The organism is Ruegeria sp. AL2 (assembly GCF_056540845.1).
The window spans coordinates 45,295-71,165 of sequence record NZ_JBQFXM010000002.1 but is presented as its reverse complement, the minus strand read 5'-3'; the positions used below and the strand labels follow the sequence as shown (position 1 = coordinate 71,165).

Genomic DNA, 25,871 nt, shown 5'->3' with positions numbered 1-25,871 from the left:
CGTTCCTTTTAGTGGTTATCGCGTGGCATGAAGCCTCGCGCGATATCGCGGTAGTTTTCTGCACCCTTGAGCGTCATACCGCGATCCAAGCGATCTATTTTTTCGCGGAATATTTCCTGCCACGGGGATTGGTTGGGCGGGGTTGAATAACCACCCTTTGCCTCCAGATCGCGGGCGCGTTGATGCAGTTCTTCGAGCGAAACCAGCATATCTGCTGTGCCTTTGCCAAGATCGATGCGCAGTCGGTCGCCATTTCGCACCAAGGCCAACCCACCACCCTCTGCAGCTTCGGGTGAGGCATTCAGGATAGACGGGCTTCCTGATGTACCGGATTGCCGTCCATCACCGATGCAAGGAAGGGCTTCGATGCCCTGTTTCAACAAATATGCGGGCGGCCGCATGTTCACGACCTCTGCAGCACCAGGGTATCCTTTTGGTCCCGCTCCGCGCATAATCAGAATACAGTTTGCGTCGATGTTTTCTGCAGGATCATCGATCCGATGGTGAAAGTCCTCAGGCCCATCAAACACAACCGCCCTGCCCTCAAATGCATCCGGATCATCCGGGTTCGACAGGTAGGTCTCTCGAAATGCCTGTGAGATCACAGACGTCTTCATAATCGCACTCTCGAACAGGTTGCCCGAGAGATTGATGAACCCCGCCTGTTGCTTAACCGGGCTACTGACAGGCTTGATTACGTCGCTATTCTGAGACCGGCGCGTCGAGCAGTTATCGCCCATCGTCTTACCGTTCACCGTTATCGCATCGGAATGCGGCAGCAATCCAGCATCAAGAAGCTCTCCGACAACGGCGGGTACACCTCCGGCCTGTTGGTAGTCTTCGCCCAGATACTTACCCGCTGGCTGCATGTTAACTAACAGAGGAACGTCGTGGCCAAGTTTCTGCCAGTCATCGTTGGTCAACGGAACACCAAGATGCCGGGCGATTGCATTCAGGTGGATCGGCGCGTTCGTCGATCCGCCAATCGCAGAGTTGATAACAATCGCATTCTCAAAAGCCTGACGTGTCATCACATCGCTGGGGCGTAGATCCTCCCAGACCATGTCCACAATGCGTTTACCCGTTTCATAACTGATTTGGCCGCGCTCTCTATACGGGGCTGGAATGGCTGCTGATCCGGGCAATTGCATACCCAAGGCCTCAGCAAGCGAATTCATGGTCGTTGCTGTTCCCATCGTATTGCAATAACCCACCGAAGGTGCTGCGGCGGCTGCGATTTCCATGAACTCATCGGTGTCGATTTCGTCAGCCGCAAGGTCTTCGCGCGCTTTCCATATAACCGTGCCCGATCCAGCGCGTTCACCTTTCCACCAACCGTTGAGCATGGGGCCGACCGACAGGGCAATCGCTGGGATGTTGACGGTCGCAGCGGCCATAAGAAGCGCGGGCGTGGTCTTGTCGCAACCAATGTTCAGAACAACGCCATCAATCGGATACCCGAATAGACTCTCAACCAAGGACAGATAAGCCAGGTTGCGGTCGAGTGAGGCCGTTGGCCGTTTACCTGTCTCTTGTATCGGGTGGACCGGTATTTCGATGCACGTTCCGCCGGCGGCGATGATTCCATCGCGAACACGTTTGGACAATTCGATATGATGCCGATTACAGGGGCTCAAATCACTGCCGGTTTGAGCAATGCCAATGATCGGTTTGCCTGATTGCAGTTCCTCACGGGTCAAACCGTAATTCAGGTATCTTTCCAGATACAATGCAGTCATCTCAAGGTTCTCAGAATTCATGAACCACTTGCGAGATCGCAAATCGTTTTTTGATACTTTTGTCATTGGCCTGACCAACCCCCGTCAATTATGTGCGTGTGTCCTGTGGTGAATGCACTTTCATCGCTCGCCAGATAGACGACCAAGGCAGCAATCTCTTCTGCTTTCGCTACACGCCCCATAGGCTGACGCGCCACAAATTGTGCAAGGGCCTCTTCTCTGCTGCCCAGTTGCTCGCCCAACGCATCTACGCGGTCACGCCAACTGGGACTATCGACTGTTCCCGGACAAATGCAATTGCACCGGATTCCTTTTGTTATGAAGTCCACGGCTACCGATTTCGTCAGCCCGACAACAGCGGCTTTTGTCGTTCCATATACAAAACGATTTGGCGCACCGATTATGGAACCCAGCGCGGAAGACATATTGATTATCGAGCCTCCTCTGCGCTCTATCATTCCCGGCAATACAGCCTTTGTCGTGCGCACCATCGAGCGCACATTAAGGTCCATTGCGAAATCCCACTCTTCATCGGTTGCATCCAGAATAGTTCCGTGATGCACGAACCCTGCGCAGTTGAACAAAACGTCCGGCTTCGCTCGCGCGACCCCATGATGAATGCTGTCATTATTCGTCACATCCATCTCGAATATTTCGAGATTTTCGAGATTCTGACCGCGAATCAAATTTAGTTTTTCAGGGTTAATATCCGTCGCATAGACTTTTGCACCCTCTCTTGCCATTGCAATTGCGCTTGCAAGTCCGATCCCCTGTGCGGCGGCTGTGACCAGGACGCTTTTTCCCTTAAGTCTTTCTGACATATAAATATTCCGACCTCAAAAGTGGCGACTGGACAAGTGTTACTTCGTCCCACAGATCAACCGAGAAGCAAAGAAACCTTGGCGGATTTGCAACGACTTCTGGCATGTGGGCACAGAGCCGTTAGCGTATGACAGAGATTTTGGTTTGGCCATAACCATGCGTGGCACAGCTTCGGAAGGACAGTAGATGATGAGCAAGCAGTTCAAAGTGGCTCTGTTGGGAACCGGGCTGATGGGAGCTCCTATGGCGCGGAATATTTTGTGCGCCGAGTTTCCGCTCACTGTATGGAACCGCAGCTTGAAAAAGGCCAAACCGTTGACAGCAGAAGGCGCGACATTGGTGGAAACTGCCCCGCTGGCGGTTTCGGGTGCAGACGTAATAATAACCATGCTCTCGGATGGATACGCGACCGGCGCGCTACTTGCTGACGAGGCTTTCCGCGAGCAACTCAAACCGGGGATGATCTGGATTGATATGTCGAGCGCCAAACCCGAACACGCAAGAGAGCAATCCGCGCAGCTTTCCTCGATGGGGGTGCTGCATCTGGACGCCCCGGTTTCCGGTGGCACCAAAGGTGCTGAAGCTGGCACCCTTGCGATCATGGTCGGTGGCGATCAGGACGTTATGGAGCGCGTGCGACCGGTTCTGACAGCAATGGGCCGGCCTGTACATGTTGGCCCAAGTGGTTCTGGTCAATTGTGCAAATTGGCCAATCAAACAATTGTCGCTGTAACAATATCGGCTGTCGCCGAAGCGACTCTACTGGCTCAGCAAGGCGGTGCAGACCCCACCGCGTTGAGGGCCGCACTGAAGGGGGGCTTTGCGGATAGTATTATCTTGCAACAACATGGCGAACGCATGTCTGATGGAAATTTTACACCTGGGGGTTTGTCTAAGTTTCAACTAAAGGATTTGGACAACACGCTGGAGGAAGCGCGAAGCCTTGGCGTTCAGCTACCTAGCACCCGATCTGTGCGCGACCGTTTCGAATATCTGATAGACGAAATGGATGGGGCCGAACTGGATCATTCGGCTTTGTATCTAGAACTCAAAAAACGGAACGGAATGCTGTGACGCGGATCCTGATTATAGGCGGCGGAGGAATGCTGGGCCAGAAACTGGCCCATCGCGTGTCGACCCAAGAAACCTTTGGAGCCGATGCCCAAGTCTCACTGTTCGATCTCTCGTTCCCGCCCGACAGTGCGGCAGGTAATCAAATTGTGGGGAACTTGACTGCGTCAGGCATAGCTAAGTCTTTTACTACGCAGCGGCCAGACGTCATTTTTCATCTTGCAGCTATCGTTTCAGGCCAAGCTGAAACAGACTTTGCGTTGGGTTGGGATGTAAACCTTATGGCAACGTGGGCACTGCTGAACGCACTTAAGGATGAACACGAGGCTTCAGAAAGCGAGTACACACCTCGCCTGGTTTTTGCCTCGTCCATAGCAGTTTTCGGGTCACCATTCCCCGAGAAGATAAGCGATGAATTCCTCTCGGCACCTTTGACAAGTTACGGAGCGCAGAAAGCGGCGGCTGAATTGATGATCACGGATTTCAGCAGGAAAGGATATATCGACGGTATTTCCTTGCGCTTGCCTACTTTGTGTGTGCGCCCGGGCAAAGCCAACGCTGCCGCTTCGTCCTTCTTTTCAGGTATAATCCGAGAGCCATTGAATGGGGATGAGGCTGTCTTGCCAGTTGCCGAAACCGTTCGTCACTGGCACGCCAGCCCCCGCGCCGCTGCGACTTTTTTGACCCACGCAGCAACAATGGACACGCAGCTTTTGAATGACAGACGCGCGTTGAACATGCCTGGCGTAAGTTGCACCGTCGCCGAACAAATCGAAGCTCTGCGCAAAGTGGCCGGCCAAGAAGCTGTTGGACTAATCAGGCAAGAACCCGACGAGACAATCGAACGAATAGTCAAGAATTGGCCGCGAGACTTTCAAACAGATCGCGCTCTGGAGTTGGGGTTCGAGGCGGAGTCAAACTTCGACGAAATCATTCGCGTGTATTTGGAAGACGATTTTCGGCTTTAGTCGCCCATCGTCTTTCCAGTTAGATGGCGTTCCAGATGGTCGTGAATTTTCTCTCGTGTTAACTGCTCATCCCCTGACAATGCTGCTTCAAGTATATCGGCATGGTGTCTTATGTTCTGAGAAATGAATTCAAAGTTCCGGTCTGCCACCATCAACTGCTGTCTGAATTGCGCGTAAACTCGGCTATGCATTTGTTTTAAAGTTTCCGAGCCACAGGCAGAAATAAGTGTTTGGTGAAATTCCTTTTCCGAGGCAAACCATATCTCGATAAGGCCGCTCGGGTCGTCTGTGGCGTGAATGCGTTTTTCGATATGGCTGAGTTTGTGATGTGCGGCCGTCAATCTTGCTTCCCAATCCACCCCGCCATTACGGATCGACATTGCGGTGCCTTCGGCCTCCAACAGAACACGAACGTGGGTCAATTCGATAAGCTTCTGCGGCGAACGCATTGGCACGCGGAAACCTTTTTGTTCCTGAAAGTCCACCAAACCAACAGCGGCCAAACGAAAAAGGACTTCACGAACGGCGCTCGCGGAACAGCCATACACTTTACGAAGTTCTTCAGCCCGCACCTTGGCTCCATGCTCGAATCCATTAGAGATCAGGCGCATCTTAAGATCTTGATAAATATCTATTTCGTCGTTCATTCCAGTATGCACCTTCAAGTTTTGTCCAAGTAGCGTCCTAACCTTATTTTCGAATTATCGCAAGAATCTCGAAATTTTTAGAAATTTCAATTTTTTCTTGTTGCATTCGATTCGTCGGCTTAACGTTTACCTGCGCGACAGCAAAGGAGGCGGCAAGATCTTCCACACCGCGCACGCTCAACGTCTGGGAGGACAATATGAAAATAGTCAAGACAGCGGCCCTGGCGGCCGTAGCCACGACAATGGCAGCCGGTTTCGCGATGGCTGAAACAACGAAGCTTAGAATTCAAACCCATTTTTCGCCCGAAACTCTGTCAGGCCAGATGGCTGCAAAATTCGTTGAAGACATTCAGGAAATGTCGAACGGCGAAATCGAAGTTGAAATGTTCTATTCCTCTTCGGTGGTCAAATCAGTTGAAACCTTCGATGCCGCAGCTACCGGAATTCTGGATTGCGACATGACGGGCGGCGGCTATCAGACCGGTAAAAACCCGGCCTTCCAGTTTGCGGGCGACCTGCTCGGCGGATATCAGAACCCATATCAGCAAATGGCTTGGCTTCTTCATGGCGGCGGAAGAGAAGCTGTAAATGATTTATACAACGGCTACGACATGGAATTCATCGGATGGTGGATTCCCGGGCCAGAGTCGTTGTCTTCGACCAAGCCGATTGCGAAAGTGGAAGACTTCAAAGATTGGAAGTTTCGCTCGCCTCCAGGCCTTGCAACCAAGGTGTTCGCGGAACTTGGTGCTTCTCCGATCGTGATGGACTTCAACGAAATCTTCACGGCTTTGGAAACCGGTATCATTGATGGTGCGGATGCTGCGAACCTGACGAACAACGTGGGCCTCGGTCTGTACGAGATCGCAGGTCACACAAACTATCCCGGTTTCCACTCGATGCCTGCAGATCACCTAGCTTGTCGCAAAGACGTCTGGGAAGCGATGCCCGCGCATCACAAGAAGATCATGGAAGTCGCAATGGATAGCTTGGCATTGCACAATGCCACAATCAATGAAGTGCAGAACGCTCAGACTGCAAAAGACCTGAAAGCAAAAGGTGTTCAGTTGTACGAATGGTCGCCTGAAGACCTGGCAGCGTATCGCGCGGCCGTTCAGGTCGGTTGGACTGAATTCGCGACGACCCCTGAGGCACAGGCGCTTTTGGAAAGCCACATCAACTTCCTGCGTGACCTGGGAGCAATGCAGTAGTCAGGCTTCGACCGAATTACGACGCACGGAGGGGCCGCACTAGCGGCCCCTCCGGATTGGCGCCGGGATCCAGAACTTCATGAAAATCAACAGAATAATAAGTCACATACTGCAGTACGACATGCCGGAAGTTCTGGGCTACTCGCAACAGTATTATGACAAGCGTACAACCCATCTGGTCGAGATTCAGACAGATGAAGGGGTAACCGGTTGGGGCGAGTGCTTTGGTCCCGGAAACGTAGCCATTGCCAACAAGTCTATCGTAGAAAAGGTAATCCAACCATTGGTCCTTGGCATGGACCCTTTGGACAAAGACGTGATCTGGCACAAGGTGTACAACCTTCTGCGAGACCATGGCCAAAGCGGAATGCCAATACAGGCTTTGTCCGGGGTGGACATCGCACTTTGGGATATCACCGGCAAAATCTCTGGCCTCCCCCTCCATAAGCTTGTCGGCGGCGCGCATCGCACAAGCGTTCCTTGCTACGGCTACGGCATGATGCTTCGGGATGAACCGATTTCTAGTCTGGCCAGCCGTTTTGAGGAGGAAGCCGCAAAGATCAAAGAAATGGGATTTACCGCCACCAAAATGAAAACGGGCTTTGGCCCGAAGCCTGATGTGAAGCTGTGCGAAGCAGTTCGACGCGGAGTTGGTGACGACTTTCCTTATATGGTCGATGCAAACCATGCTTATACGACTTCGGACGCATTTTTTGTCGGTCGGGCGTTGGAAGAACTGGACGTATATTGGTTCGAAGAACCTGTCGCGCCAGAAGACATTGACGGGTACCGCGAATTGCGCACTTCGCTGAAAGTCAACATCTCGGGCGGGGAGGCAGTTTTCAATCGCTGGGCTTGGCGCAATCTTCTTGAAAATCGCGGCATCGATATAGCGCAGCCAGAAGTATGCGCTTTGGGCGGTGTTTCAGAGTATCTCAGGATTCTAGCACTATGCCACGCACATTTCACTCCGGTCGTAAATCACGTCTGGGGTAGCGCCATCGCTGTCGCAACTAATCTGCATTTACTGGCGGCCATGCCCCCAATTCCAGGCGGCTTGCATCCTTGGGAGCCGATGCTGGAGTTCGACACGACGGACAACAAGTTTCGGGATGATCTGCTGACCGTACCGCTGGAAATTCAAAATCAGGTCAAGGCCAACAACGGCCGTGTCATGATCCCGACTGGCCCCGGACTGGGGGTCGAGCCGGATCGAGACTTTATCGATCACTACAGGATCGAAGGATAGGGACGAGGGTTACGCGATGCACAAGAATTCAGGCGGACCAATTGAATGGCTCATACCGTTGGCCTTCGTCGCGACTGCCAGTTGGCTTGTTTGGCATCTCCCGGCATTCCTATTGGATTGGCTGCCTTACACCTCTGAATCCCTCAAAAGCCAGGTAACTGAAATATATCTGCGCAGCGACGTCACGCCCGAATTGTCTGGCGTATTCGGGGGGTATGTCGACATCATCGACATGGCCGCGCTCGTCCTTCTACCGTTTCTTGCAGTGATTGGTACCAAGACCGTGCGCCCGGCAACGATGGAGTTCGAAGGCTCGACGGTTATGGACCGTTTCGCCCTGTTCATAGGCCGAGTGACGATGATGATGATCGCAATCATGACTGTCGTCATGCTCTACGAAGTCTTCATGCGTTATATCCTGGAGAAGCCGACCGAGTGGGCGAACGAAATGACACTGTGGTTCGCCAGCTTTGTGTTTTTGATGTCTGGCTACTACGCCATGCAGCAACGCAGTCACATTCGAATATTCCTGATGTACGACGCCGTTCCACGTTGGCTTCAGCGCGTTTTTGATACGGTTTCGACTATACTGATCGTGCTATTTGCCTTCTTTCTTGTCTACGGCAGCTACAAACAGGTGTTCGTCAACAAGCTCTACAAATGGGAGCTTTATGGCTCTGCCTTCAATCCTCCGATCCCGGCGACGTTGCAGCCGATGGTGCTGATCGTGATTACGCTCGTCGCAATGCAAGCAATTTTGAACTTGGTCGCGGATTGGAACAAAGAACCGGAAATCCACACAGATGAACCGGACGAAGACGAAATTGAAATGATCAAACGGGCGGTGGGACAAGACTAATGGACATTGGAACAATCTCACTCATCCTGATGGTCGCCCTGATTGTGCTTCTGGCGATCGGGATGCCCTTGGGTCTGGCCTCGGCTTCGCTTGCGGTTCTGGTTCTTGTGCTCAAGTTCGAACCGACACTGCTTTTAAACCCGTTTTCATTCGGCGACGGGATTCTCACCGGTCGGCCAGGGACTGGGCCGCTCTATATCCTGGCGCAGAAGATATACGGGCTCTTAACGGACTACGTGCTCATCTCCGTGCCATTGTTTATCTTCATGGCGTCGCTACTAGAGCGGTCCGGGATCGCGCGCGACATGTATTCGTCGCTGAATGTCTGGCTGTCCAGAACACGCGGCGGCATCGCGATCGTGACCTCGATCATGGCGGTGATCATGGCTGCCATGTCCGGCATCATCGGCGGTGAGGTTGTCCTGCTGGGCCTTATCGCCCTGCCCCAGATGCTGCGCCTGGGCTACGATCAGAATCTCGCTATTGGCGTCATCTGCGCCTCTGGGTCGTTGGGCACCATGATCCCTCCTTCGATCGTTCTGATCATCTATGGGCTGATCACCGAAACCTCGATCAAGTCGCTGTTCACCGCGTCTTTCATTCCCGGCTTCATGCTAGCCTCGATGATCATCCTGTACATCATCATCCGCACTCGGTTGAATCCTCATCACGCTCCGCTGCCGGAACCGGACCCGAACGACCCCGAACCAGCCGAGAAACGCAAACTGTTTGGTGCCTTCATGAGCATCGTCGTCGCCGGATTTTCCACCGTTCTGTTTATCCGGGCCGCTTTTTTCGAACTGTCAGGCTCCAACGCTGCCAGCCAGGGCGAACCAGCGCGATTGGGGACAGCTGACTACCTGCCCTGGTTTGCCGGTATCACGATCGTCGCCCTTCTGCTGATTTTCGTCGTCTTTGGCAGACAGCGCGCAAAAATCGGTTGGGAAATGGGCAAGGGTCTCGTCGCGCCGCTGGTCGTAATCGGCGTCGTGCTCGGCTCGATCTATGGCGGGATCACGGGCATCACCGAGGCTGCTGGTATGGGCGCCTTCGCCGTCCTGATCATCGCCATCCTACGGGGCGAAGGATCGTTCGAGCTGGTTTGGGACAGCTTGATGCGGACACTAAAATCCACAGGCACAATCATCTGGGTTACGATCGGGGCCGCCGCGCTGGCGGGTGCCTACACCATTGCTGGGGGGCCCCAATACGTGGCCGACCTGATCGTCGGCCAAGAGCTGCCAACCATGTTGGTCATTCTGGTAATGATGCTGATCTTGCTGTTCATGGGCGCATTCATGGATTGGGTCGGCATCGTACTGTTGATCATTCCGGTCTTTCTGCCGATCGTCATGCGCCTTCCTATCGAGGAAATCGGAGTCTTTGGCCAGTTGGAGCCGAGTCATGTCGCCATCTGGTTCGGCGTCGTGTTCTGTATGAACATGCAGGTCAGCTTCCTCTCGCCCCCTTTCGGCCCGGCCGCGTTCTACCTGAAGTCAGTGGCCCCGCCGCATATCAGCCTGACGGATATCTTCCGCGGCTTCCTGCCATTCATCGGGATCCAGTTGCTGGCGCTTTCCGTTCTTCTGATCTGGCCGGGCATCATCGCGCTGCTGTTGTGAGGTTGCACCCATGCTGACACAAGATCAGATTGGCAAGTTCCAGACCGATGGATACCTCGTGGTTGAGGATGTTATTCCCCGCGATGTCCTGGGTCGGGTGCAAGCGGAATACTCGGATGTCCTGAACCGGCTCTATGACTGTTGGTACAAAAAAGGGCTGGTCAAGGACGAGCCGTCCGGAATGACCTTCTGGGACAAACTTCTGTCCGCCTATCAAGCCGGATGCGACTATTTCCAGCCGCTGGACATCTCGCTGCCCGGCGATCGGATCATTGCGGACACACCGTTCCATATTGGGCCCGCAGTGTTCGACTTGCTGACGGCCCGCCCCATGCTTGACATTGTCGAGCAGCTGATCGGGCCAGAGTTGGTGAGCAATCCAATCCAGCACGTTCGGCTGAAGCCCCCTGCCCTGAAGCTGTCCAAGGACGAGGTGCGCGCGCACATCACCGCAACGGACTGGCATCAGGACCGAGCGGTTGCGCTGGAGGATGCTGATCAGACCGACATGGTCACGGTGTGGATTGCCGTCAACGATGCAACCGTCGAAAACGGCTGCCTGCAAGTGCTGCCGAAGGCACAGGACCAAACCATCCTGCCGCATTGTGCCCGGACGCAGACAGGCATTGCTGACGGGTTCATTGATGAAGGCCGCGCCGTACCCCTTCCTGTCAAGGCCGGCGGGATCATCCTGTTTCACCCTTTGACGCCACACGCTTCGCTGATCAATAAAACGGGCCGGTTCCGCTGGTCGTTCGACATCCGCTTTAGCGCGGCAGGCCAGCCGACCGGTCGAGATCATTTCCCCAGCTTCATCGCGAGGTCCAGATCGCGCCCCGAAACCGAGCTGCGAGATTGGCGCATCTGCAAGTCCAATTGGGAGGCGGCGCGAGCAAGACTGTCCGGCAAGCCGCATATAGATATTCACCGGTGGACATCGGACTCACCGTTCTGCGCCTAGCTGCTGCCGCCAGGAAAGCTGATTATGACTTTTGTACGTTTAGATCGAACGGATAGCGTGGTGGTTGCAACTCGGCATCTGGAGGCCGGCAGTATGGTCGAGGATGTCACGACCAATGCGCGCATCCCCTCGGGGCACAAGGTCGCCACGCGGAATCTTGCGCTCGGCGATCCGGTCAGAAAATACGCCCAGATCATCGGTTACGCCACCCAACCGATCGAACCCGGTGACCATGTGCACACCCACAATGTCGAGTTCCGCAACACCAGTGTGGACTACGAGTTTGCGACGGATCACAGGCCCATGAAACCCGTCACCTCGGTCGATACGTTTATGGGCTACCACCGGGATAGCGGTCGGGTCGGCACGCGCAACTACATCGCGGTTCTGACCACCGTGAACTGTTCGGCGACTGCGGCCCGCATGATCGCCAATCACTTCACGCCGGACAAGCTGGCCGAGTTTCCGAACATCGACGGCGTGGTGGCCTTTGTCCATGGAACGGGCTGCGGAATGGCCGATTCCGGCGACGGTTTTGAAGCCCTTCAACGGGTCATGTGGGGGTTTGCAAAACACCCCAACCACGCTGCCGTCCTGATGGTCGGTCTGGGCTGCGAGATGAACCAGATCGACTGGCTGCTGGACGCGTATGGGCTGAAGCAAAGTCCCACCTTCCAGACGATGAACATCCAGAACGTCGCCGGATTACGTCGGACCGTGGAAATGGGCATCAACAAGATCAACCAGATGCTTCCCATTGCCAATGAGGCGAGGCGCAGCGAAGCCCCGGCGTCCGAACTGATGGTTGCGCTGCAATGCGGTGGTTCGGACGCTTGGTCCGGTGTGACTGCGAACCCGGCGCTCGGACATGCCTGCGACCTGTTGGTTGCGCAAGGCGGCACAGGTGTCCTTGCGGAAACTCCTGAAATCTACGGAGCCGAACACCTTTTGACCCGCCGCGCCCTTGGTCGCGCAACTGGGGAAAAACTGATCGGACTGATCGATTGGTGGCAGGACTATACCGCTCGCAATCACGGTTCGATGGACAACAACCCAAGCCCCGGCAACAAGCAAGGGGGTCTGACGACCATCCTAGAGAAGTCGCTGGGGGCAGCGGCGAAGGGCGGAACCACCCCTTTGACCGGTGTATTCAAATATGCCGAACACATCACCGCCAAAGGCTTCACCTTCATGGACAGCCCCGGATATGATCCGGCCTCGGTGACCGGGCAGATCGCGGCTGGGTGCAACCTTGTGTGCTTCACCACGGGACGCGGCTCTGCATTTGGGTCCAAACCGGCACCCACGCTGAAAATCGCTACCAACTCTGAATTGGCAGCACGCATGCCCGAGGACATGGACGTGGATGCGGGCGACATTCTGACCAAAGGCGCCAGCGTCGAAGAAAAAGGACAGGAAATATACCAACGGCTGCTCCAAGTCGCCTCCGGCGCGCGGACCAAGTCCGAGGCGCAGGGCTTGGGTGACTACGAATTTGTTCCCTGGCAAATCGGAGCGGTGATGTGAAACGAATCCTTGTATCCGGCGGCGGATTGATCGGTATCCGTCACGTCCGCGCCGTGATTGAGCATCCCGGCTGCATGTTGGTCGGGTTGGCCGATCCAGATGGCTCGATCCAGATCGACGCGCCGCGTTTTGCCAGTATGGACGAGGTGCAGGGCCCAGTGGATGGCGTCATCATCGCGACGCCAACCCGCCTGCATGCCGAACATGGCATTCTGGCCGCATCCCGCGGTTGGCACATGCTGATCGAAAAGCCGGTTGCAGCATCGGTCGATGACGCCCTGCGCCTGAAGACGGCCGTTCGCCAGGCCAATGTCCGCAGCCTTGTAGGCCACCATCGGCGGTATCATACAATCTTGCAACACCTGAAGGAGGTGATCGCGCAAGGTACGATCGGACAAGTCATCAATGTCTCGTTGCTGTGGGCCATGCGCAAACCCGACAGCTATTTTGAACAGAACTGGCGGACTTCCGATGGCAGCCCAGTCATGATCAATCTGGTGCATGATATCGATGTCCTGCGCTTTGTGATCGGAGAAATCTCGGATGTCGTCGCCCTGCCCGGAGCGCCCATCCGCGGATCGGAACGGATAGAAAGCGGGGCTATCGCGATCGCATTCGAAAACGGCGCGACGGGCACTATCAGCTTTGCCGATACCGCACCCAGCCCCTGGGGGTTTGAGGCCGGAACCGGCGAAAACCCGAACATCGGCACGACCCATCAGGACATGATGTGGATCACGGGAACTAAGGGCGCCGTCAGTTTTCCATCCATGACCCTGTGGCGCGGACAGGATTGGGGCACTGCGGCCCAAAAAGACCAACTTACACGACCGGAACAACAACGCGCACCGCTGGAGGTGCAACTGGATCACTTCCTTGACGTGATCGATGGCGCTCCCCCACTGATCGACGTCGAAGATGCAGCCCGAACGCTCGAGGTCACATCACGGGTCGAACAGGGGCTAAAGGCGCAAACGACTCGAGCGCGGGCGCCGGCCTGATGGACATGCGGCCCGGCCAAATGCCGGACCACCCAAAAACCAATGATTATCCACCGGGCAATATGAGCATTAAGAAAGCAAAGCCGCCCGCAACAAACACAAGAATAAAAACCAGACACATTCAAGGAAAGGGAAACCAATGAGCAAACCATCAATCGGGTTTATCGGCTTGGGACTAATGGGCGGAGCCATGGTGAGCCGACTGTTGGACCAAGGATACTCGGTCACGGTATTGGGAAACCGCGACCGCACGTACCTGGACGCCGCGATTGACCGAGGCGCCCGCGAGATGCGAAACGCCCAAGAACTGGCTCAGGCCAGCGACATCGTGATGCTGTGCATGGGCACCTCCGAACAGGTCGAGAGCCGAATGCACGGTGCAGATGGAGTGATTTCAGGATTGAAGTCCGGCGCGATCGTCATCGACTTTGGCACCTCGCTTCCTGGCAGCACACGCGCCTTGGCCGAGGAGGTTGCCGCAGCCGACGGAAGCTATCTTGATGCACCGCTTGGCCGGACACCTTCACACGCGCTAGAAGGCAAGCTCAACATTATGACGTCTGGCGACAAGGCTGCCTTTGACAAGGCCGAGCCGACACTGAAAGATTTGGGCGAAAACGTTTTTTACCTTGGCCCCGTTGGGTCCGGGCACACGATCAAGCTGATCAACAACTTCTTCGGAATGACCGTTGCGAACGCGATGGCCGAAGCCTTTGCCATGGCTGACATCACCGGTGTTGACCGCAAGCAGCTGTATGATGTGATGGCCGCAGGGCCGCTGCATTCCGGAATGATGGATTTCGTCAAAGCCTATGGCGTTGAGAGCGACCCAAATCAGCTGGCCTTTGCCATCAAGAACGCGGCAAAAGACCTCGGGTATTATGACCGAATGGCGCGCGAGGAAGGCGTTACCAGCGTGATGTCGCAGGGCGCGCTTTCGGCGCTGAATGACGCCCGCGACCACGGTCAGGCGGATGACATGGTAAGCCAGATGGTTGACTACTACGTCAAGCGTTTCAACACCTGATCGATGGCCGTCTCCGCCAACCCCACCGCTGACCTGCCGCGCCTTGGCATTGTGCTGATGCTGATGGCGTGGCTGTTCTTTTCGTTGGTTGACCTTGGGGCCAAGTGGTTGGCGTTGGCCGGAGTGCCGGCATTTCAGTTGGCGTTCATGCGCTATGCGGGGCACTTCGTGATCTCAGTGGGCGTGATCGCCAAGGGCGGGATAGAGGCCGGTCGGTTCAAGACTGCCCATCCATGGCAGGTGATAAGCCGGGCCTTGCTGCTGATCTCGGCGACCGTTTTCAATTTTTATGCCCTACGGTTTTTGCCACTGACCGTTGTGTCGGCAATCATGTTCTCAAGCCCGGTCATCGTGTGCTTTCTGTCCGTCTTTGTATTGAAAGAAAGCGTGGGCCCATGGCGTTGGGCGGCTATCATCCTGGGCTTTCTGGGGGTGTTGGTTGTCGTACGGCCGTTTGGTTCGGCCTTTCATCCGACCATGCTGCTGATCGTATATAATGCCACCGCTTTGGCCTTGTACTCGATCATGACGCGCAAGCTGTCCGGGGTCGTTGCCGTGGACACTATGCAATTCTACCTCGGGCTTACCGGGACGGTGGTCCTGCTGCCGTTCGCCATCTGGTTTTGGGTCCAGCCAGAAAACACGTGGAGCCTGATTGTACTGATTGGCCTTGGTGTGTTTGGCTGGTGCGGGCATCAACTGCTGACGAACGCGCATCGGTTTGGAACGGCGAACCAGTTGATGCCATTCACCTATTCGTTCCTAATCTACGTGGCAATCTGGGGTTATCTGTTCTTTGACACAGTACCGGACGCCTTCACGTTGGCAGGAGCTGCGCTAATCATGGGCGCCGGTCTCATCATCTGGAAAAGAGAAAAGAAATGACGCGAATTGCCTGCATCGGCGAAGCAATGATCGAGTTGTCCATGCTGGAAACCGGCGCAAAGGTGGGCGTCGCGGGGGATACGCTGAACACGGCCATCTACATGCACCGTGCCGCGCCTGACCTGCAGGTGGAGTATGTGACATGTCTTGGCGACGACCCGTTCTCAACGCGCATCGTGGACTTCATCGCCAGTCATGGCATCGGAACATCCGGGATCCGCATCATTCCGAACGCCTCTCCGGGACTATACGCTATCACGACATCTGCGGACGGTGAACGCAGCTTTACCTATTGGCGCAGCGAGGCGGCCGCCCGTCAGCTTTTTGCCGATCACGACTTCAGCCCGCTGAACGGTTACGACGTGCTGTACTTGTCAGGGATTTCCGTGGCCATTCTTCCGCATGCAGTCAGGCTTGCGCTTCTGGACTGGCTCGAAGGCTCTTCCGTCCGGCTGGTATATGACAGCAACTTTCGTCCGCGTCTTTGGGACAGCGTCCAACACGCTCGGCAGATTAACCAACGGCTTTGGCAACGTGCAGACATTGCCCTGCCGTCCATTGACGACGAGATGGCATTGTTCGGGGAAAGCGCGGACCAAGTGGCTGCACGCTTTGCCGATCATCACGGTGTTGGTGCGTTGAAACGCGGAGAGAATGGCCCTTTGTCCATCGGTCAGAACACTGACCAAACCTATGAACCTGCCAAAAACGTGCTGGATACGACAGCGGCGGGCGACAGTTTCAACGGTGGGTACCTCGCGGCCTTGCTGATGGGAAAATCACAGGCCGAGGCCCTGATGGCTGGACACAATCTGGCTTCCACCGTTGTTCAGTTCCGCGGCGCGATCATTCCCGGATAAGTGGCGCGAGATCCTCAGCACCAACGAGACCCAAAAACGGCGCTACCGGGTCCGGCTGCTTGACGGCCGTGGCAATTTCCGACGCGCAAGGATCGTTCAGCGCCCTGCCCTTTGCGATCTCGGACATGCAATAGGAGATCCAGGCCCGCATCCCTGCAATCACCGCCTGAGAGCCGGTCTCACGGAGTGTGGGAACAAACCGATACGGCAGCTTCTGGCTGCCATCCATCGCGATTTGGCCCAGACGGTGCGCCAGCTCGGGGTTTTCAAAGCGGCGCAGCAAAGCTTCGGCATAGTCCGGAACCTGTGCTTGCAGTGCTGCGGGCAGCGTTGCGCCCGCATCCTTCATCAACTCGGAAACCAGCGGGCGCAAAACCGGGTCTCGAACCGCCTCGTGGACGTAGGTCAGGCCCCGCTCCAACCCGGTATAAGCCAACAGGGAATGGGCACCGTTCAACATGCGCAGCTTTCGCATCTCGTGCGGGGCTACGTCTTCGACCAGTTGCACACCCGGCCAATCCGGGTGCGGACCGGCGAAACTGTCTTCGATCACCCACTCCGAGAACGCCTCGGTCGGAACAGCCATAGGATCGCCGCTAATTGCGCGAACGGCGTCCGTGGTAGCCGGGGTGATCCGGTCGACCATCGCGTTGGGAAAGCGAACAGAGTCCCAATTCACGTCCAGACCGGCTGCTTCCGCAAAATCGGCAACTGCCGTTTCGAGCGTCTTGCCGTTTTCCATGCGATTGTCACAACTTAGTACCGTTACTGGCTTGCGCCGTTCCGCAAGGCCATAAGCTAAAAACCCGATCAGCGTCGAAGGCCCTTGCCCTGCCAGATCGGCGGCAATCGCTGGATCCTGAAGGTTCAGCTTGCCCGCGGCGTCCAAGTGGTAACCTTTCTCGGTGACGGTCGCCGAGATGATCTCGGCATCAGACATCACATCGAAAATTTCTGCGCGATCCTTGGGCGCGACCAGAACGTCACGCAGAGCTTTGATGCGCCGGACGCCCTGCCCCTGCACGCACAAATCGTACTCGAAACCCTGCCGGGCCAATCCATCCCGAACCGAGGATGAACGCAGGCTGACGCCGACAACGTCCCAACCGCCCACTTGATCGGTGTAATCCAGCAAATGCGCCCGAGCAAAGTTTCCAAGGCCGAAATGAAGAATTGTACCCATTTAGCTTTGCAACCCGTAAACCTGTTTCGCCAGATCGACCGCTAACAACCGCGCCAGATGCTCGGCACTGTCCCGAGCGAAATAGCCGCGCGCAACCTGCTCGGCCAGATGAATCGCCACACCCCGTCGCCACAGGTCGTGACGTGCAGGAATGGACAGAAAAGCCCGCGTGTCGTCATTGAATCCGGCCAAATTGTAATATCCGGCCGTTTCAACGATCTGAGCGAAATACCGCGCAATCCCAGCTGGGCTGTCGTGGAACCACCAAGGTGGCCCGATCCTAAGGCACGGCCAATGTCCCGCCATCGGGGCCAGTTCGCGGGCATAGGTGCTTTCGTCCAGTGTGAACAGAATGATGCGCAGTTCCGCTGAGTTTCCGACCCGGTTCAACAGCGCCTCGAGGCCCGTGACCCAATCCATCGCGATTGGAATGTCGCCCCCCTTGTCCCGTCCGAAGTCCCGCATTACCGCGTGGTTCGTGTTGCGCTTGCTGCCAGCATGTATCTGCATTGTCAGACCATCATCGACAGACATCTGCGCCATTTCGATCAGCATATGCCCATAGAACCGACGAGCATCCTGTTCGGTACCTTCCCGCCGTCTCAGCCGCTGGTACAGCGCATCCGGGTCGTCCAGCCACTCGGTCTGTACGCGTTCGATACCGTGGTCGGTGGCAGTACATCCCAGCTGGATGAAATAAGCCCGCCGCATTCGCAGCGCGTTGAGGTAGCCATCATAGCTGCCCAGATCGCAGTCTGTCAGGTCGGCCAACTTGTTCAGATTCTGTACGAACCCCGGGTCCGCCCCATCCAAAACTCCGTCTGGGCGAAACGTCGGAACAACTCGCCCGCCCCAACCGCTTGTACGGATCTTCCGATGCTCCGCGAGGCTGTCGAGAGCCGAATCTGTGGTGGCCAGAACCTCGATCCCAAACCTGTCGAACAAAGCCCTCGGGCGAAAATCGGGTTGCGTCAGCTTGTCTGAGATCGTGTCATAGATCAGATCTGCCGTGCGCGAAGACAACTCCTCAGACACGCCCAGCGTTTCATGCAGCACAAAATTCATCCAGATCCGGGAAGGCGTTCCCAGAAACAGATGCCAGTGCTCGGCAAAGGTGCGGAAAACGGCGCGAGGATCCTTCTTTCGCCCCTCTTCCCCAACGCCAAGTTCGGACAAGGGAACGCCCTGAGAGTAGAGCATACGGAACACGTAATGGTCGGGAACCACCAGCAGCTCTGCCGGGTTGGGAAACGGCTCATCGGTTGCAAACCACCCCGGATCGCAGTGACCATGCGGAGACACGATCGGCAGGTCCTTGATGCCCAAGTACAGGTCTTCTGCCATGCCATTCAAATTACCAGTCATTTCTGCCTCCGATACTGCTGCCCGCAATTGTTAACACAGTTTTTAATGGTTGCATCTTTCCCGTTCGAACCCGCAGACTGACCGGGTGATCCGGGGGAATGAATGAATATTGCGCTGATTGGTTTGGGGATGGTTTCGGGCACGCATGTCGCTGCCATTCAAGCATCGGATCAAGGCCTCAGTCTTGCCGGCGTTCTTGGGCGCAACTCTGAAAAAGCAGCTGAGTTCGCGCAGCGAAACGGCACCCGCGCATTCGGCTCGATCGAGGAAATCGCAAACGACCCAAACGTCGACTTTGCGATCATCGCAACCCCGCCCGATCAGCGCACAGAGTTGGTACGAATTCTTTCGACCGCGTCGAAACCGATCCTGATGGAAAAGCCCATTGAAAGAACGCTGGGCGCCGCGAAAGCCATTGTCGAGCAGTGCGAGGTGTCTGGCGTGCCGCTAGGCATCGTCTTTCAGCACCGCGCCCGCGCCGCCTCGCAGGCGCTGAAATCAGCCATTGAACAGGGTGAGCTGGGCGCGATCGCCACGGTGGAAATCCGTGTCCCTTGGTGGCGCGATCAGAGCTACTATGACGAGCCGGGTCGCGGCACTTATGCGCGCGACGGAGGCGGTGTCATGATCTCGCAGGCAATCCACACGCTTGACCTTGCGATGTGGCTGCTGGGGCCGATCTCGGACATTCAAGCCATGATGAGAAAAACTCCGTTACACGATCTCGAAGCTGAGGATTGGGCAGGTGCAGTCTTTGAAACGGATAGAGGCGCCGTGGGCACTTTGATGGCGACTACTGCCGAATTTCCCGGGGCCGCCGAATCTATCACGATCCAAGGCACGCGCGCCAAAGCGCATTTGGAGTCAGGTGTCCTGACCTTAACGACTTTCGATGGTTATAAATCCACGGTTGGCGAAACGTCCGCCACAGGCGGAGGGGCCGATCCCATGGCGTTCACCCATGCTTGGCATCAGGCGGTTATCGAGGATTTCGCCAAGGCCGTTGTCGGTGGAACGCAGCCCATGGCCACCGGACGCAGTACCCTTTTGACCCACGCCGTCATAGACGCGATGCAGATCGCCAATCGAACCGGCCAGAAAACACGAGTCATCTCATGAGCCTGACCTGCGTCGCCCTTGGCCTGGACCACCGCCATATCTATGGCATGACGGAAAACATGCATAAAACCGGCGTGGACTGCGTTGGCTACTGGACACAAGGCGATCCGGAAACGCTGCCGGGCTACGTCAAAAGGTTTCCCGGTATTCCGCGGCTGGCCCGACTGGAAGACGCCCTAACTAGTGGGGCGGATCTGGCGCTGATTTCGGCAATACCGGCAGATAGGGCCGCGTTGACGATCCGCGCCATGCAAAACGGCATGGATGTCATGAGCGACAAGCCAGGCTGCACGACGTTCGAGCAACTCGACCAGATCAAGCGAGCGGTCGCCGACACCGGTCGAATCTGGTCGGTGAATTTTTCCGAACGATTTGAAACACCCGTCAGCACGCGGGCGACCGAGTTGGTCGAGGCCGGTGCCATCGGGCGCGTGATCCAAACGATCGGACTTGGCCCGCACCGCTTGAACCCGGCAACGCGGCCGGAATGGTTTTTTCAGCGTGACCGCTATGGAGGTATTCTGACCGACATCGCCTCGCATCAAATCGATCAGTTCTTGCACTACACAGGTTCGGAAACCGCAGAAATTACAAACGCCTATGTGGCGAACTACGCAAACCCCAAAGATCCCGGGTTGCAGGATTTCGGAGAGCTCAATCTGCGCAGCGAGAATGGTACCGGGTACATCCGGGTTGACTGGTTCACGCCGGATGCCTTGCCAAACTGGGGGGATGGTCGTCTGACGATCCTCGGAACCGAAGGATATATCGAGTTGCGGAAATACGTCGATGTGGGTGGGGCCTCAGGGACAGACCATCTGATCCTCGTCAATGGTGAAACCTGCCAAAAGATCGACGCAGCCGACGCCGGCCTTCCCTACTTCGCGCGCCTGGCCGATGACATCCGCAACCGGACCGAAACCGCGATGACACAGACCCACTGCTTTACGGTCATGGAACTGGCACTGCACGCGCAGGAAATGGCGGAACGCAGATGATCAACGTTGCGATCCTTGGCGCAGGTATCGGTGCGCAACATCTGGACGCTCTGGAACGGCTTGACCGCACCTTCCGCGTAACCGCCGTGGTCGACCAGAATACGGACCGGATCGAACAGATACGGCAGAACTCGGATTTTCGAGCACTGACCAACATTCAGGACGCTCTGGATGATCCGGCGATTGATGTCATCGACGTCTGCCTGCCGCCCCATCTGCATGTACCAACCACGCTTGCGGCACTGGCCGCAGGAAAACACGTTGTCTGCGAAAAGCCTCTTGCGACCTCGATGCAAGATGTGGATCGGATCACGGCAGCCACACGCAACGCAGGCAAGCAGGTGTTTCCGGTGTTTCAATACCGGTGGGGCCCGTCACTTGCCCAATTGCGCCACTTGCAACGCGCAGGCCTGACCGGAGCGGTCCAAACTGCCGCGCTTGAGACCCATTGGTCCCGAGGGGCAGACTATTACGCGGTGCCGTGGCGGGGAACATGGGCTGGTGAACGCGGCGGCGCAGTGCTGGGCCATGCCATCCACAACCATGATCTGCTGACTCATATCGCGGGTGATATCGCCTGGGTGTCTGCAATGGCCACAACGCGGGTAAACCCGATCGAGACCGAAGACTGCGCCGCGATCTGCTTTGGCATGACTTCCGGAGCTTTGTGTACAAGCAATATCACCCTGGGCGCTGCCACGGACGAAACCCGCCTGCGGCTCGTCTTTGAAAAGGTGACCGCCACCTCTGGCACCGAACCCTATGCCCCGGGTCAAACGCCCTGGACATTCGTCGCGCGAGACCCTGTGAATCAAGCCGCTATCGACGAGGCCCTTGCAGCCGCCGCTGACGAACAAACAGGTTTCGAAGGGTTCTTTACTGAAGTCGGCAGGGCGCTGCGGTCCGAGGCAAATTCGGCCGTTACACTGCAGGACGGTGCTGCGTCCATCGGCCTTGTGACCGCGATTTATCACGCGGCGCGCACCGGGCAGCGCGTTGCTCTCCCCATCAGGCCCGATCACCCGCTGTATGAAGGATGGCTGCCATGAAACAATGCTGGCGTTGGTTCGGACCCGATGATCCGATCGCCTTGGCCGCTCTCCATCAAGTCGGGGTTCAGGGCATCGTCACCGCGCTGCATCACATCCCGCCGGGACAGCCCTGGGACGAACCAAGCATCGCCGATCGGCAGGCAGTTCTGGCTACTGCCGGGTACAGTTGGGACGTTGTCGAAAGCCTGCCCGTCTCCGAGGCGATCAAAACACAGTCCGCAGACATGGCTGAACATCTGCAGGCGTATAAGTCCAGCCTCAGGGCCCTGTCCGCCCGTGGCATCAAAGTCGTTTGCTACAACTTCATGCCAATCCTGGATTGGACACGCACCGCCCTTCGCGCACCGCAGCCGCACGGCGGAGCGGCCATGCTGTTCGACCTGACCGATTTTGCTGTTTTCGACATACATATTCTCAAGCGGCCGGGCGCGTCCGAAGACTATTCCAGCGACGTCCAGCAAACGGCCAAGGATCGCTTCTTGCGCATGTCGGATAAATCCATGGCCCAGTTGCAGCATAATGTCACTGCGGGGTTGCCCGGCGCCAACGATCAGTGGAGCGTACGGGACGTGCGCGCTTTGTTGCAGACCTATGCACATATCGACCGTGACCGGCTTCGCGCAAACCTGATCGACTTCCTGTCAGAAGTCGCCCCAGTCGCCCAAGAACTGGAACTACGATTGTGCTGTCATCCGGATGATCCGCCGTTCTCGTTGCTTGGTCTGCCGCGGATCATGTCCAGTACCGATGACTACGGCGCCGTTCTGGATGCGGTTGATTTGTTGGCGAACGGCGCAACGTTGTGTACCGGATCGCTGGGAGTGTCCCCCGAATTTGATGGGCCGGACTTCGTGCGCAGGCATGGCGACCGAATTCACTTTGTCCATCTGCGGAATACCCAACGCATCGCCGGGTCAGACAGCCAGAAGCCGGACTTCTTTGAGGCCTCGCATCTGGATGGCGACACCGACATGGTCGGCACCATTCGCGAACTGATGAACGAACAGCGCCGCCGCAAATCCCAAGGGCGTTGCGACTGGCAAATTCCGATGCGGCCCGACCACGGACAAGAACTGCTGAGCGATCTGGGTGGACACAGTACTCCCGGCTATCCGTTGATCGGGCGTATGCGCGGGCTTGCGGAACTGCGCGGCATCATGGCAGCGTTCTCGTAACGCGTCGGATCAGGCGGTTTCTTTTCGCCCGCAACACTTCTATGCTTGCCTGAGCGCCGCATTCTTCGTTTAATTACTGTACGTAAACGGGCAGCGGGGTGTCTTCCGGACTCGCCCGACGTCTGTTCAAGACGCGTGAAACTCCCGCGAAAACCGATGCGATTAGGCATCATTTTTCGAAACGCCTGCCATACGGCAACGGCGAAATATCGGGAGGAGCCCAAATGAATACTGCAGGCGTAATAGGTCTTGGGGACATGGGCAGCGGCCTTGCCAAGAACCTGATCAAGAATGGCTTCGAAACATCCGGTTTCGACCTGAGCGAGACGCGCATGACGGCTTTTGCTGACATGGGCGGCCGGCCCAAGGACAGCGTGGGACAGGTCGGCCGTCACGCCTCCAGTGTGTTTGTCATGGTGATGAACGGAGATCAGGCCCGCGATGTCATTCTGGGTGAAAACGGGCTGGTTGCGAACATAGCCAAAGGCGGAACGGTCATCCTGTCGGCGACCATTACCCCGGCCGAAGCCCGCGCCATCGGGCACGATATGGAAGGCTCGGGCATTAACTTAATCGACACGCCGGTCTCAGGTGGGTTTCCCGGCGCGCAGAACGGCACATTGACGATGATGGCTGCCGGTGCTGCGGATGTGCTGGACCGAAATGCAGAAGTCATGAAGGCAGTGTCGGCAACAATTCATCGGGTCGGCGAAAACGCTGGCGACGGGCAAACCGTGAAAGCCTGCCTGCAATCCCTGATCGGATCGATCTTTTCCGCCACATTCGAGGCTGCGGCCCTGGCGGCCAAAGCCGGTGTCAGCGGTCAGGCATTACTTGATGTGTTCTCCTCATCCAGCGCGGGGTGCGGCGTCGTGAATTCCGCCCTTGAAAACATCATTGATCGCAAGTTCGAGGCCACCGGCAGCCATATCGCAACCATGCACAAGGACCTGACGATCTCGCTGGCACTGGCCGGTGCGTTGGGCGTTCCAATGCACACAGCATCATCCGCTATGCAGATCTTTCACGCAGGAAAAACCAAATACCCGAATGGTGACAACTGGGTGTGTACTCGCGTCATCGAAGAAATCGTTGACGCAGAATTGCATCGCTGAGGGGACCGGACATGAAATTAGGTGTAATTTGCGACGGCATTTCCCGCGATCTGCGGCATGCCGTGGACGTGATGGACGAGTTCGGCCTGGACTATGCAGAGCTTCAATTCGTTGGCGATGCGGAGGTCGGGGATCATTCCCCGCAGGAAGTTGCCGAGATCAACGCGCTCTTGCGCGACCGAGGCAAGCCTGTGTCATGTCTGTCGCGCCATATCTTTGCGGGGATGACAGCTGCCAACAGGCCCGGCGACGACCTGCACACTCGGCACATGGACGCCTTGAAACGCGTAATCGACATGGCGCATGTTGTTGGGTCTCCGCTGGTTCGGATCATGACGCAACGAAAAGAGCAGATACTGTGGGGAAAAAACGGCGCCGAGAAGTGGAACGTGGCGCATGGGGTATGGGACACGATGCCGCCGCTGATCGCGCCGGCCGTTGAACTGGCAAGAGCTGAGGGCGTGACGCTTGTCGTGGAAACCGGAAACGGCACCTTGGTCAACTCCAACTATACAGCCCGCAAGCTGATTGACGATTTGGACGCAATAGACACTTTGAAAGTGCTGTGGGACCCCGGAAACAACTGCTGGTGCCATGAACTGGCATATCCGGACGGTTATGAAGAACTGCGCGGCGGATATCTGGGTCACATTCATATCAAGGACGTAAAGGTCGACACGCCGCGGGCAACACTGGAAGTGCGCCGCATGGGGGAAGGTCAGCTTGCGCCATTGTTCCAACCCATCGCGGACGCGCTCAGATCCGACGGCTATGATGGCGTCATTTCTTTCGAAAGCGTTTATCACCCCGGCAACGGGAACTTCGAAGATGGTTTTCGTCTGTGTGTGGACCAGTTTAAAAGCCTGTTTGCATGAAAATGCAGTCAATATGCGTTCAAAATCAAAAGTTTTACCCCCATTGCTGAATGCCAAGTGGGATGTAGAAAGCTGGGCGCGTTCGCGTGAAATCAAGGAAAGGGCCTGCTGGATGAAACAACAGTTTTTTGACCTGTCCATTGAAACGCCGGGCAAATCCCTCATCGACATCAGCGGGATCGTTCAGCGTGCGGTGTCCGAACACGAATTTGTCTCGGGCCTGTTGACCCTTTGGTGCGTCCACACCGGTGCCGCGCTGTTGGTGCAGGCCAATGCCGATCCCGAAGTGCTCAAGGATATCGAGACGTTCTTCGAGAAACTCGTACCCAAGTCACTAGGCAAGTATCACCACCGCCCGACCGAGGACGACAACGCTCCATCGCATCTGCGGGCGCTGTTGACGCAAACTCAGGTATCGATCCCGGTCGAACAAGGGCAGCTTCCGCTGGGTCGCGTACAAAGCCTGTACCTGTTCGAACATCGGGAAGCACCCAAGGCACGCCGATTGAAGGTGCACTACATCGGGACGTGATGCCTTGG

The 25,871-nt window shown here is 56.5% G+C and carries 23 protein-coding genes and 1 pseudogene; 19 read left to right on the top strand and 5 right to left on the bottom strand.

The features are described from left to right. Positions 1-8 precede the first annotated feature (8 nt). The gene (locus tag ACR0ID_RS04240) at positions 9-1,805 is read right to left on the bottom strand and encodes an IlvD/Edd family dehydratase (RefSeq protein ID WP_366553914.1); all 1,797 of its coding nucleotides are present in this window, start codon (positions 1,803-1,805) and stop codon (positions 9-11) included. Beyond that, positions 1,802-2,560: an SDR family oxidoreductase gene (locus ACR0ID_RS04235; RefSeq protein WP_480603981.1), complete on the bottom strand. Its 759-nt coding sequence runs from the start codon at positions 2,558-2,560 to the stop codon at positions 1,802-1,804. Before ACR0ID_RS04235 ends, ACR0ID_RS04240 begins: the two co-directional genes overlap by 4 nt. Before the next feature lie 190 nt (positions 2,561-2,750). Here ACR0ID_RS04235 and ACR0ID_RS04230 point away from each other — a divergent pair, with 190 nt between their 5' ends. Beyond that, the gene (locus ACR0ID_RS04230; protein WP_480603979.1) at positions 2,751-3,635 is read left to right on the top strand and encodes an NAD(P)-dependent oxidoreductase; all 885 of its coding nucleotides are present in this window, start codon (positions 2,751-2,753) and stop codon (positions 3,633-3,635) included. Beyond that, entirely contained in the window at positions 3,632-4,600 is a 969-nt protein-coding gene (gene denD / locus ACR0ID_RS04225) for a D-erythronate dehydrogenase (protein WP_480603977.1), read from the top strand. The genes ACR0ID_RS04230 and denD overlap by 4 nt, the downstream gene beginning before the upstream one ends. Here the strand turns inward: denD and ACR0ID_RS04220 are convergent. Next, the gene (locus tag ACR0ID_RS04220) at positions 4,597-5,247 is read right to left on the bottom strand and encodes a GntR family transcriptional regulator (RefSeq protein WP_170396177.1); all 651 of its coding nucleotides are present in this window, start codon (positions 5,245-5,247) and stop codon (positions 4,597-4,599) included. The two genes, denD and ACR0ID_RS04220, sit on opposite strands and share 4 nt — an antisense overlap. Positions 5,248-5,444: 197 nt before the next feature. Here ACR0ID_RS04220 and ACR0ID_RS04215 point away from each other — a divergent pair, with 197 nt between their 5' ends. The 10 genes and pseudogenes from ACR0ID_RS04215 (at position 5,445) to ACR0ID_RS04170 (ending at position 16,449) form a co-directional block, all read left to right on the top strand. Then, positions 5,445-6,458, top strand: a complete 1,014-nt coding sequence (locus tag ACR0ID_RS04215) for a TRAP transporter substrate-binding protein (protein WP_170396175.1) — start codon at positions 5,445-5,447, stop codon at positions 6,456-6,458. 79 nt (positions 6,459-6,537) lie between these two features. After that, a complete protein-coding gene (locus tag ACR0ID_RS04210) occupies positions 6,538-7,707 on the top strand; it encodes a mandelate racemase/muconate lactonizing enzyme family protein (RefSeq protein WP_142634768.1) in 1,170 nt (389 codons plus the stop codon). Positions 7,708-7,723: 16 nt separating this feature from the next. Further along, the gene (locus tag ACR0ID_RS04205; RefSeq protein ID WP_480603975.1) at positions 7,724-8,566 is read left to right on the top strand and encodes a TRAP transporter small permease subunit; all 843 of its coding nucleotides are present in this window, start codon (positions 7,724-7,726) and stop codon (positions 8,564-8,566) included. Further along, the gene (locus ACR0ID_RS04200; protein ID WP_480603973.1) at positions 8,566-10,188 is read left to right on the top strand and encodes a TRAP transporter large permease; all 1,623 of its coding nucleotides are present in this window, start codon (positions 8,566-8,568) and stop codon (positions 10,186-10,188) included. The genes ACR0ID_RS04205 and ACR0ID_RS04200 overlap by 1 nt, the downstream gene beginning before the upstream one ends. Positions 10,189-10,198: 10 nt before the next feature. Then, a complete protein-coding gene (locus tag ACR0ID_RS04195) occupies positions 10,199-11,149 on the top strand; it encodes a phytanoyl-CoA dioxygenase family protein (RefSeq protein ID WP_480603971.1) in 951 nt (316 codons plus the stop codon). Between the two features lie 24 nt (positions 11,150-11,173). Further along, the gene (locus tag ACR0ID_RS04190) at positions 11,174-12,676 is read left to right on the top strand and encodes a UxaA family hydrolase (RefSeq protein ID WP_260024878.1); all 1,503 of its coding nucleotides are present in this window, start codon (positions 11,174-11,176) and stop codon (positions 12,674-12,676) included. Further along, positions 12,673-13,677: a Gfo/Idh/MocA family protein gene (locus ACR0ID_RS04185; RefSeq protein ID WP_480603969.1), complete on the top strand. Its 1,005-nt coding sequence runs from the start codon at positions 12,673-12,675 to the stop codon at positions 13,675-13,677. Before ACR0ID_RS04190 ends, ACR0ID_RS04185 begins: the two co-directional genes overlap by 4 nt. Before the next feature lie 106 nt (positions 13,678-13,783). Next, positions 13,784-14,704, top strand: a pseudogene (locus ACR0ID_RS04180) (NAD(P)-dependent oxidoreductase); the annotation flags it as partial. Between the two features lie 3 nt (positions 14,705-14,707). Then, on the top strand, positions 14,708-15,589 hold the full coding sequence (locus tag ACR0ID_RS04175; protein WP_480603967.1) for a DMT family transporter: 882 nt from the start codon (positions 14,708-14,710) through the stop codon (positions 15,587-15,589). After that, complete coding sequence (locus tag ACR0ID_RS04170) at positions 15,586-16,449, top strand: sugar kinase (protein ID WP_480603965.1); 864 nt, start codon at positions 15,586-15,588, stop codon at positions 16,447-16,449. The genes ACR0ID_RS04175 and ACR0ID_RS04170 overlap by 4 nt, the downstream gene beginning before the upstream one ends. Here the strand turns inward: ACR0ID_RS04170 and ACR0ID_RS04165 are convergent. Both ACR0ID_RS04165 and uxaC read right to left on the bottom strand, forming a co-directional pair. Then, entirely contained in the window at positions 16,436-17,632 is a 1,197-nt protein-coding gene (locus tag ACR0ID_RS04165; protein ID WP_480603963.1) for a mannitol dehydrogenase family protein, read from the bottom strand. The genes ACR0ID_RS04170 and ACR0ID_RS04165 overlap by 14 nt on opposite strands. Beyond that, positions 17,633-18,997: a glucuronate isomerase gene (uxaC, locus tag ACR0ID_RS04160; RefSeq protein ID WP_480603961.1), complete on the bottom strand. Its 1,365-nt coding sequence runs from the start codon at positions 18,995-18,997 to the stop codon at positions 17,633-17,635. Between the two features lie 102 nt (positions 18,998-19,099). On the opposite strand from uxaC, the gene ACR0ID_RS04155 reads away from it, so the two are divergent. The 7 genes from ACR0ID_RS04155 (at position 19,100) to ACR0ID_RS04125 (ending at position 25,863) form a co-directional block, all read left to right on the top strand. Next, complete coding sequence (locus tag ACR0ID_RS04155; protein ID WP_480603959.1) at positions 19,100-20,116, top strand: Gfo/Idh/MocA family protein; 1,017 nt, start codon at positions 19,100-19,102, stop codon at positions 20,114-20,116. Then, positions 20,113-21,114 carry a Gfo/Idh/MocA family protein gene (locus tag ACR0ID_RS04150; RefSeq protein WP_480603957.1) on the top strand — a complete coding sequence of 334 codons (1,002 nt, stop codon included), beginning with the start codon at positions 20,113-20,115 and terminating at the stop codon, positions 21,112-21,114. The genes ACR0ID_RS04155 and ACR0ID_RS04150 overlap by 4 nt, the downstream gene beginning before the upstream one ends. After that, positions 21,111-22,163 (top strand): Gfo/Idh/MocA family protein, encoded by a 1,053-nt coding sequence (locus ACR0ID_RS04145; protein WP_480603955.1) that lies wholly within the window; start codon positions 21,111-21,113, stop codon positions 22,161-22,163. The genes ACR0ID_RS04150 and ACR0ID_RS04145 overlap by 4 nt, the downstream gene beginning before the upstream one ends. After that, positions 22,160-23,341 carry a mannonate dehydratase gene (gene uxuA / locus ACR0ID_RS04140; protein ID WP_480603953.1) on the top strand — a complete coding sequence of 394 codons (1,182 nt, stop codon included), beginning with the start codon at positions 22,160-22,162 and terminating at the stop codon, positions 23,339-23,341. The genes ACR0ID_RS04145 and uxuA overlap by 4 nt, the downstream gene beginning before the upstream one ends. A gap of 224 nt (positions 23,342-23,565) precedes the next feature. Continuing rightward, positions 23,566-24,456 carry an NAD(P)-dependent oxidoreductase gene (locus tag ACR0ID_RS04135; RefSeq protein WP_480603951.1) on the top strand — a complete coding sequence of 297 codons (891 nt, stop codon included), beginning with the start codon at positions 23,566-23,568 and terminating at the stop codon, positions 24,454-24,456. 11 nt (positions 24,457-24,467) lie between these two features. Continuing rightward, positions 24,468-25,331: a sugar phosphate isomerase/epimerase family protein gene (locus ACR0ID_RS04130; RefSeq protein WP_366553952.1), complete on the top strand. Its 864-nt coding sequence runs from the start codon at positions 24,468-24,470 to the stop codon at positions 25,329-25,331. Between the two features lie 112 nt (positions 25,332-25,443). Beyond that, positions 25,444-25,863, top strand: coding sequence for a secondary thiamine-phosphate synthase enzyme YjbQ (locus ACR0ID_RS04125; RefSeq protein ID WP_366553954.1), 420 nt, complete (start codon positions 25,444-25,446; stop codon positions 25,861-25,863). The last annotated feature ends 8 nt before the right edge of the window (positions 25,864-25,871 follow it).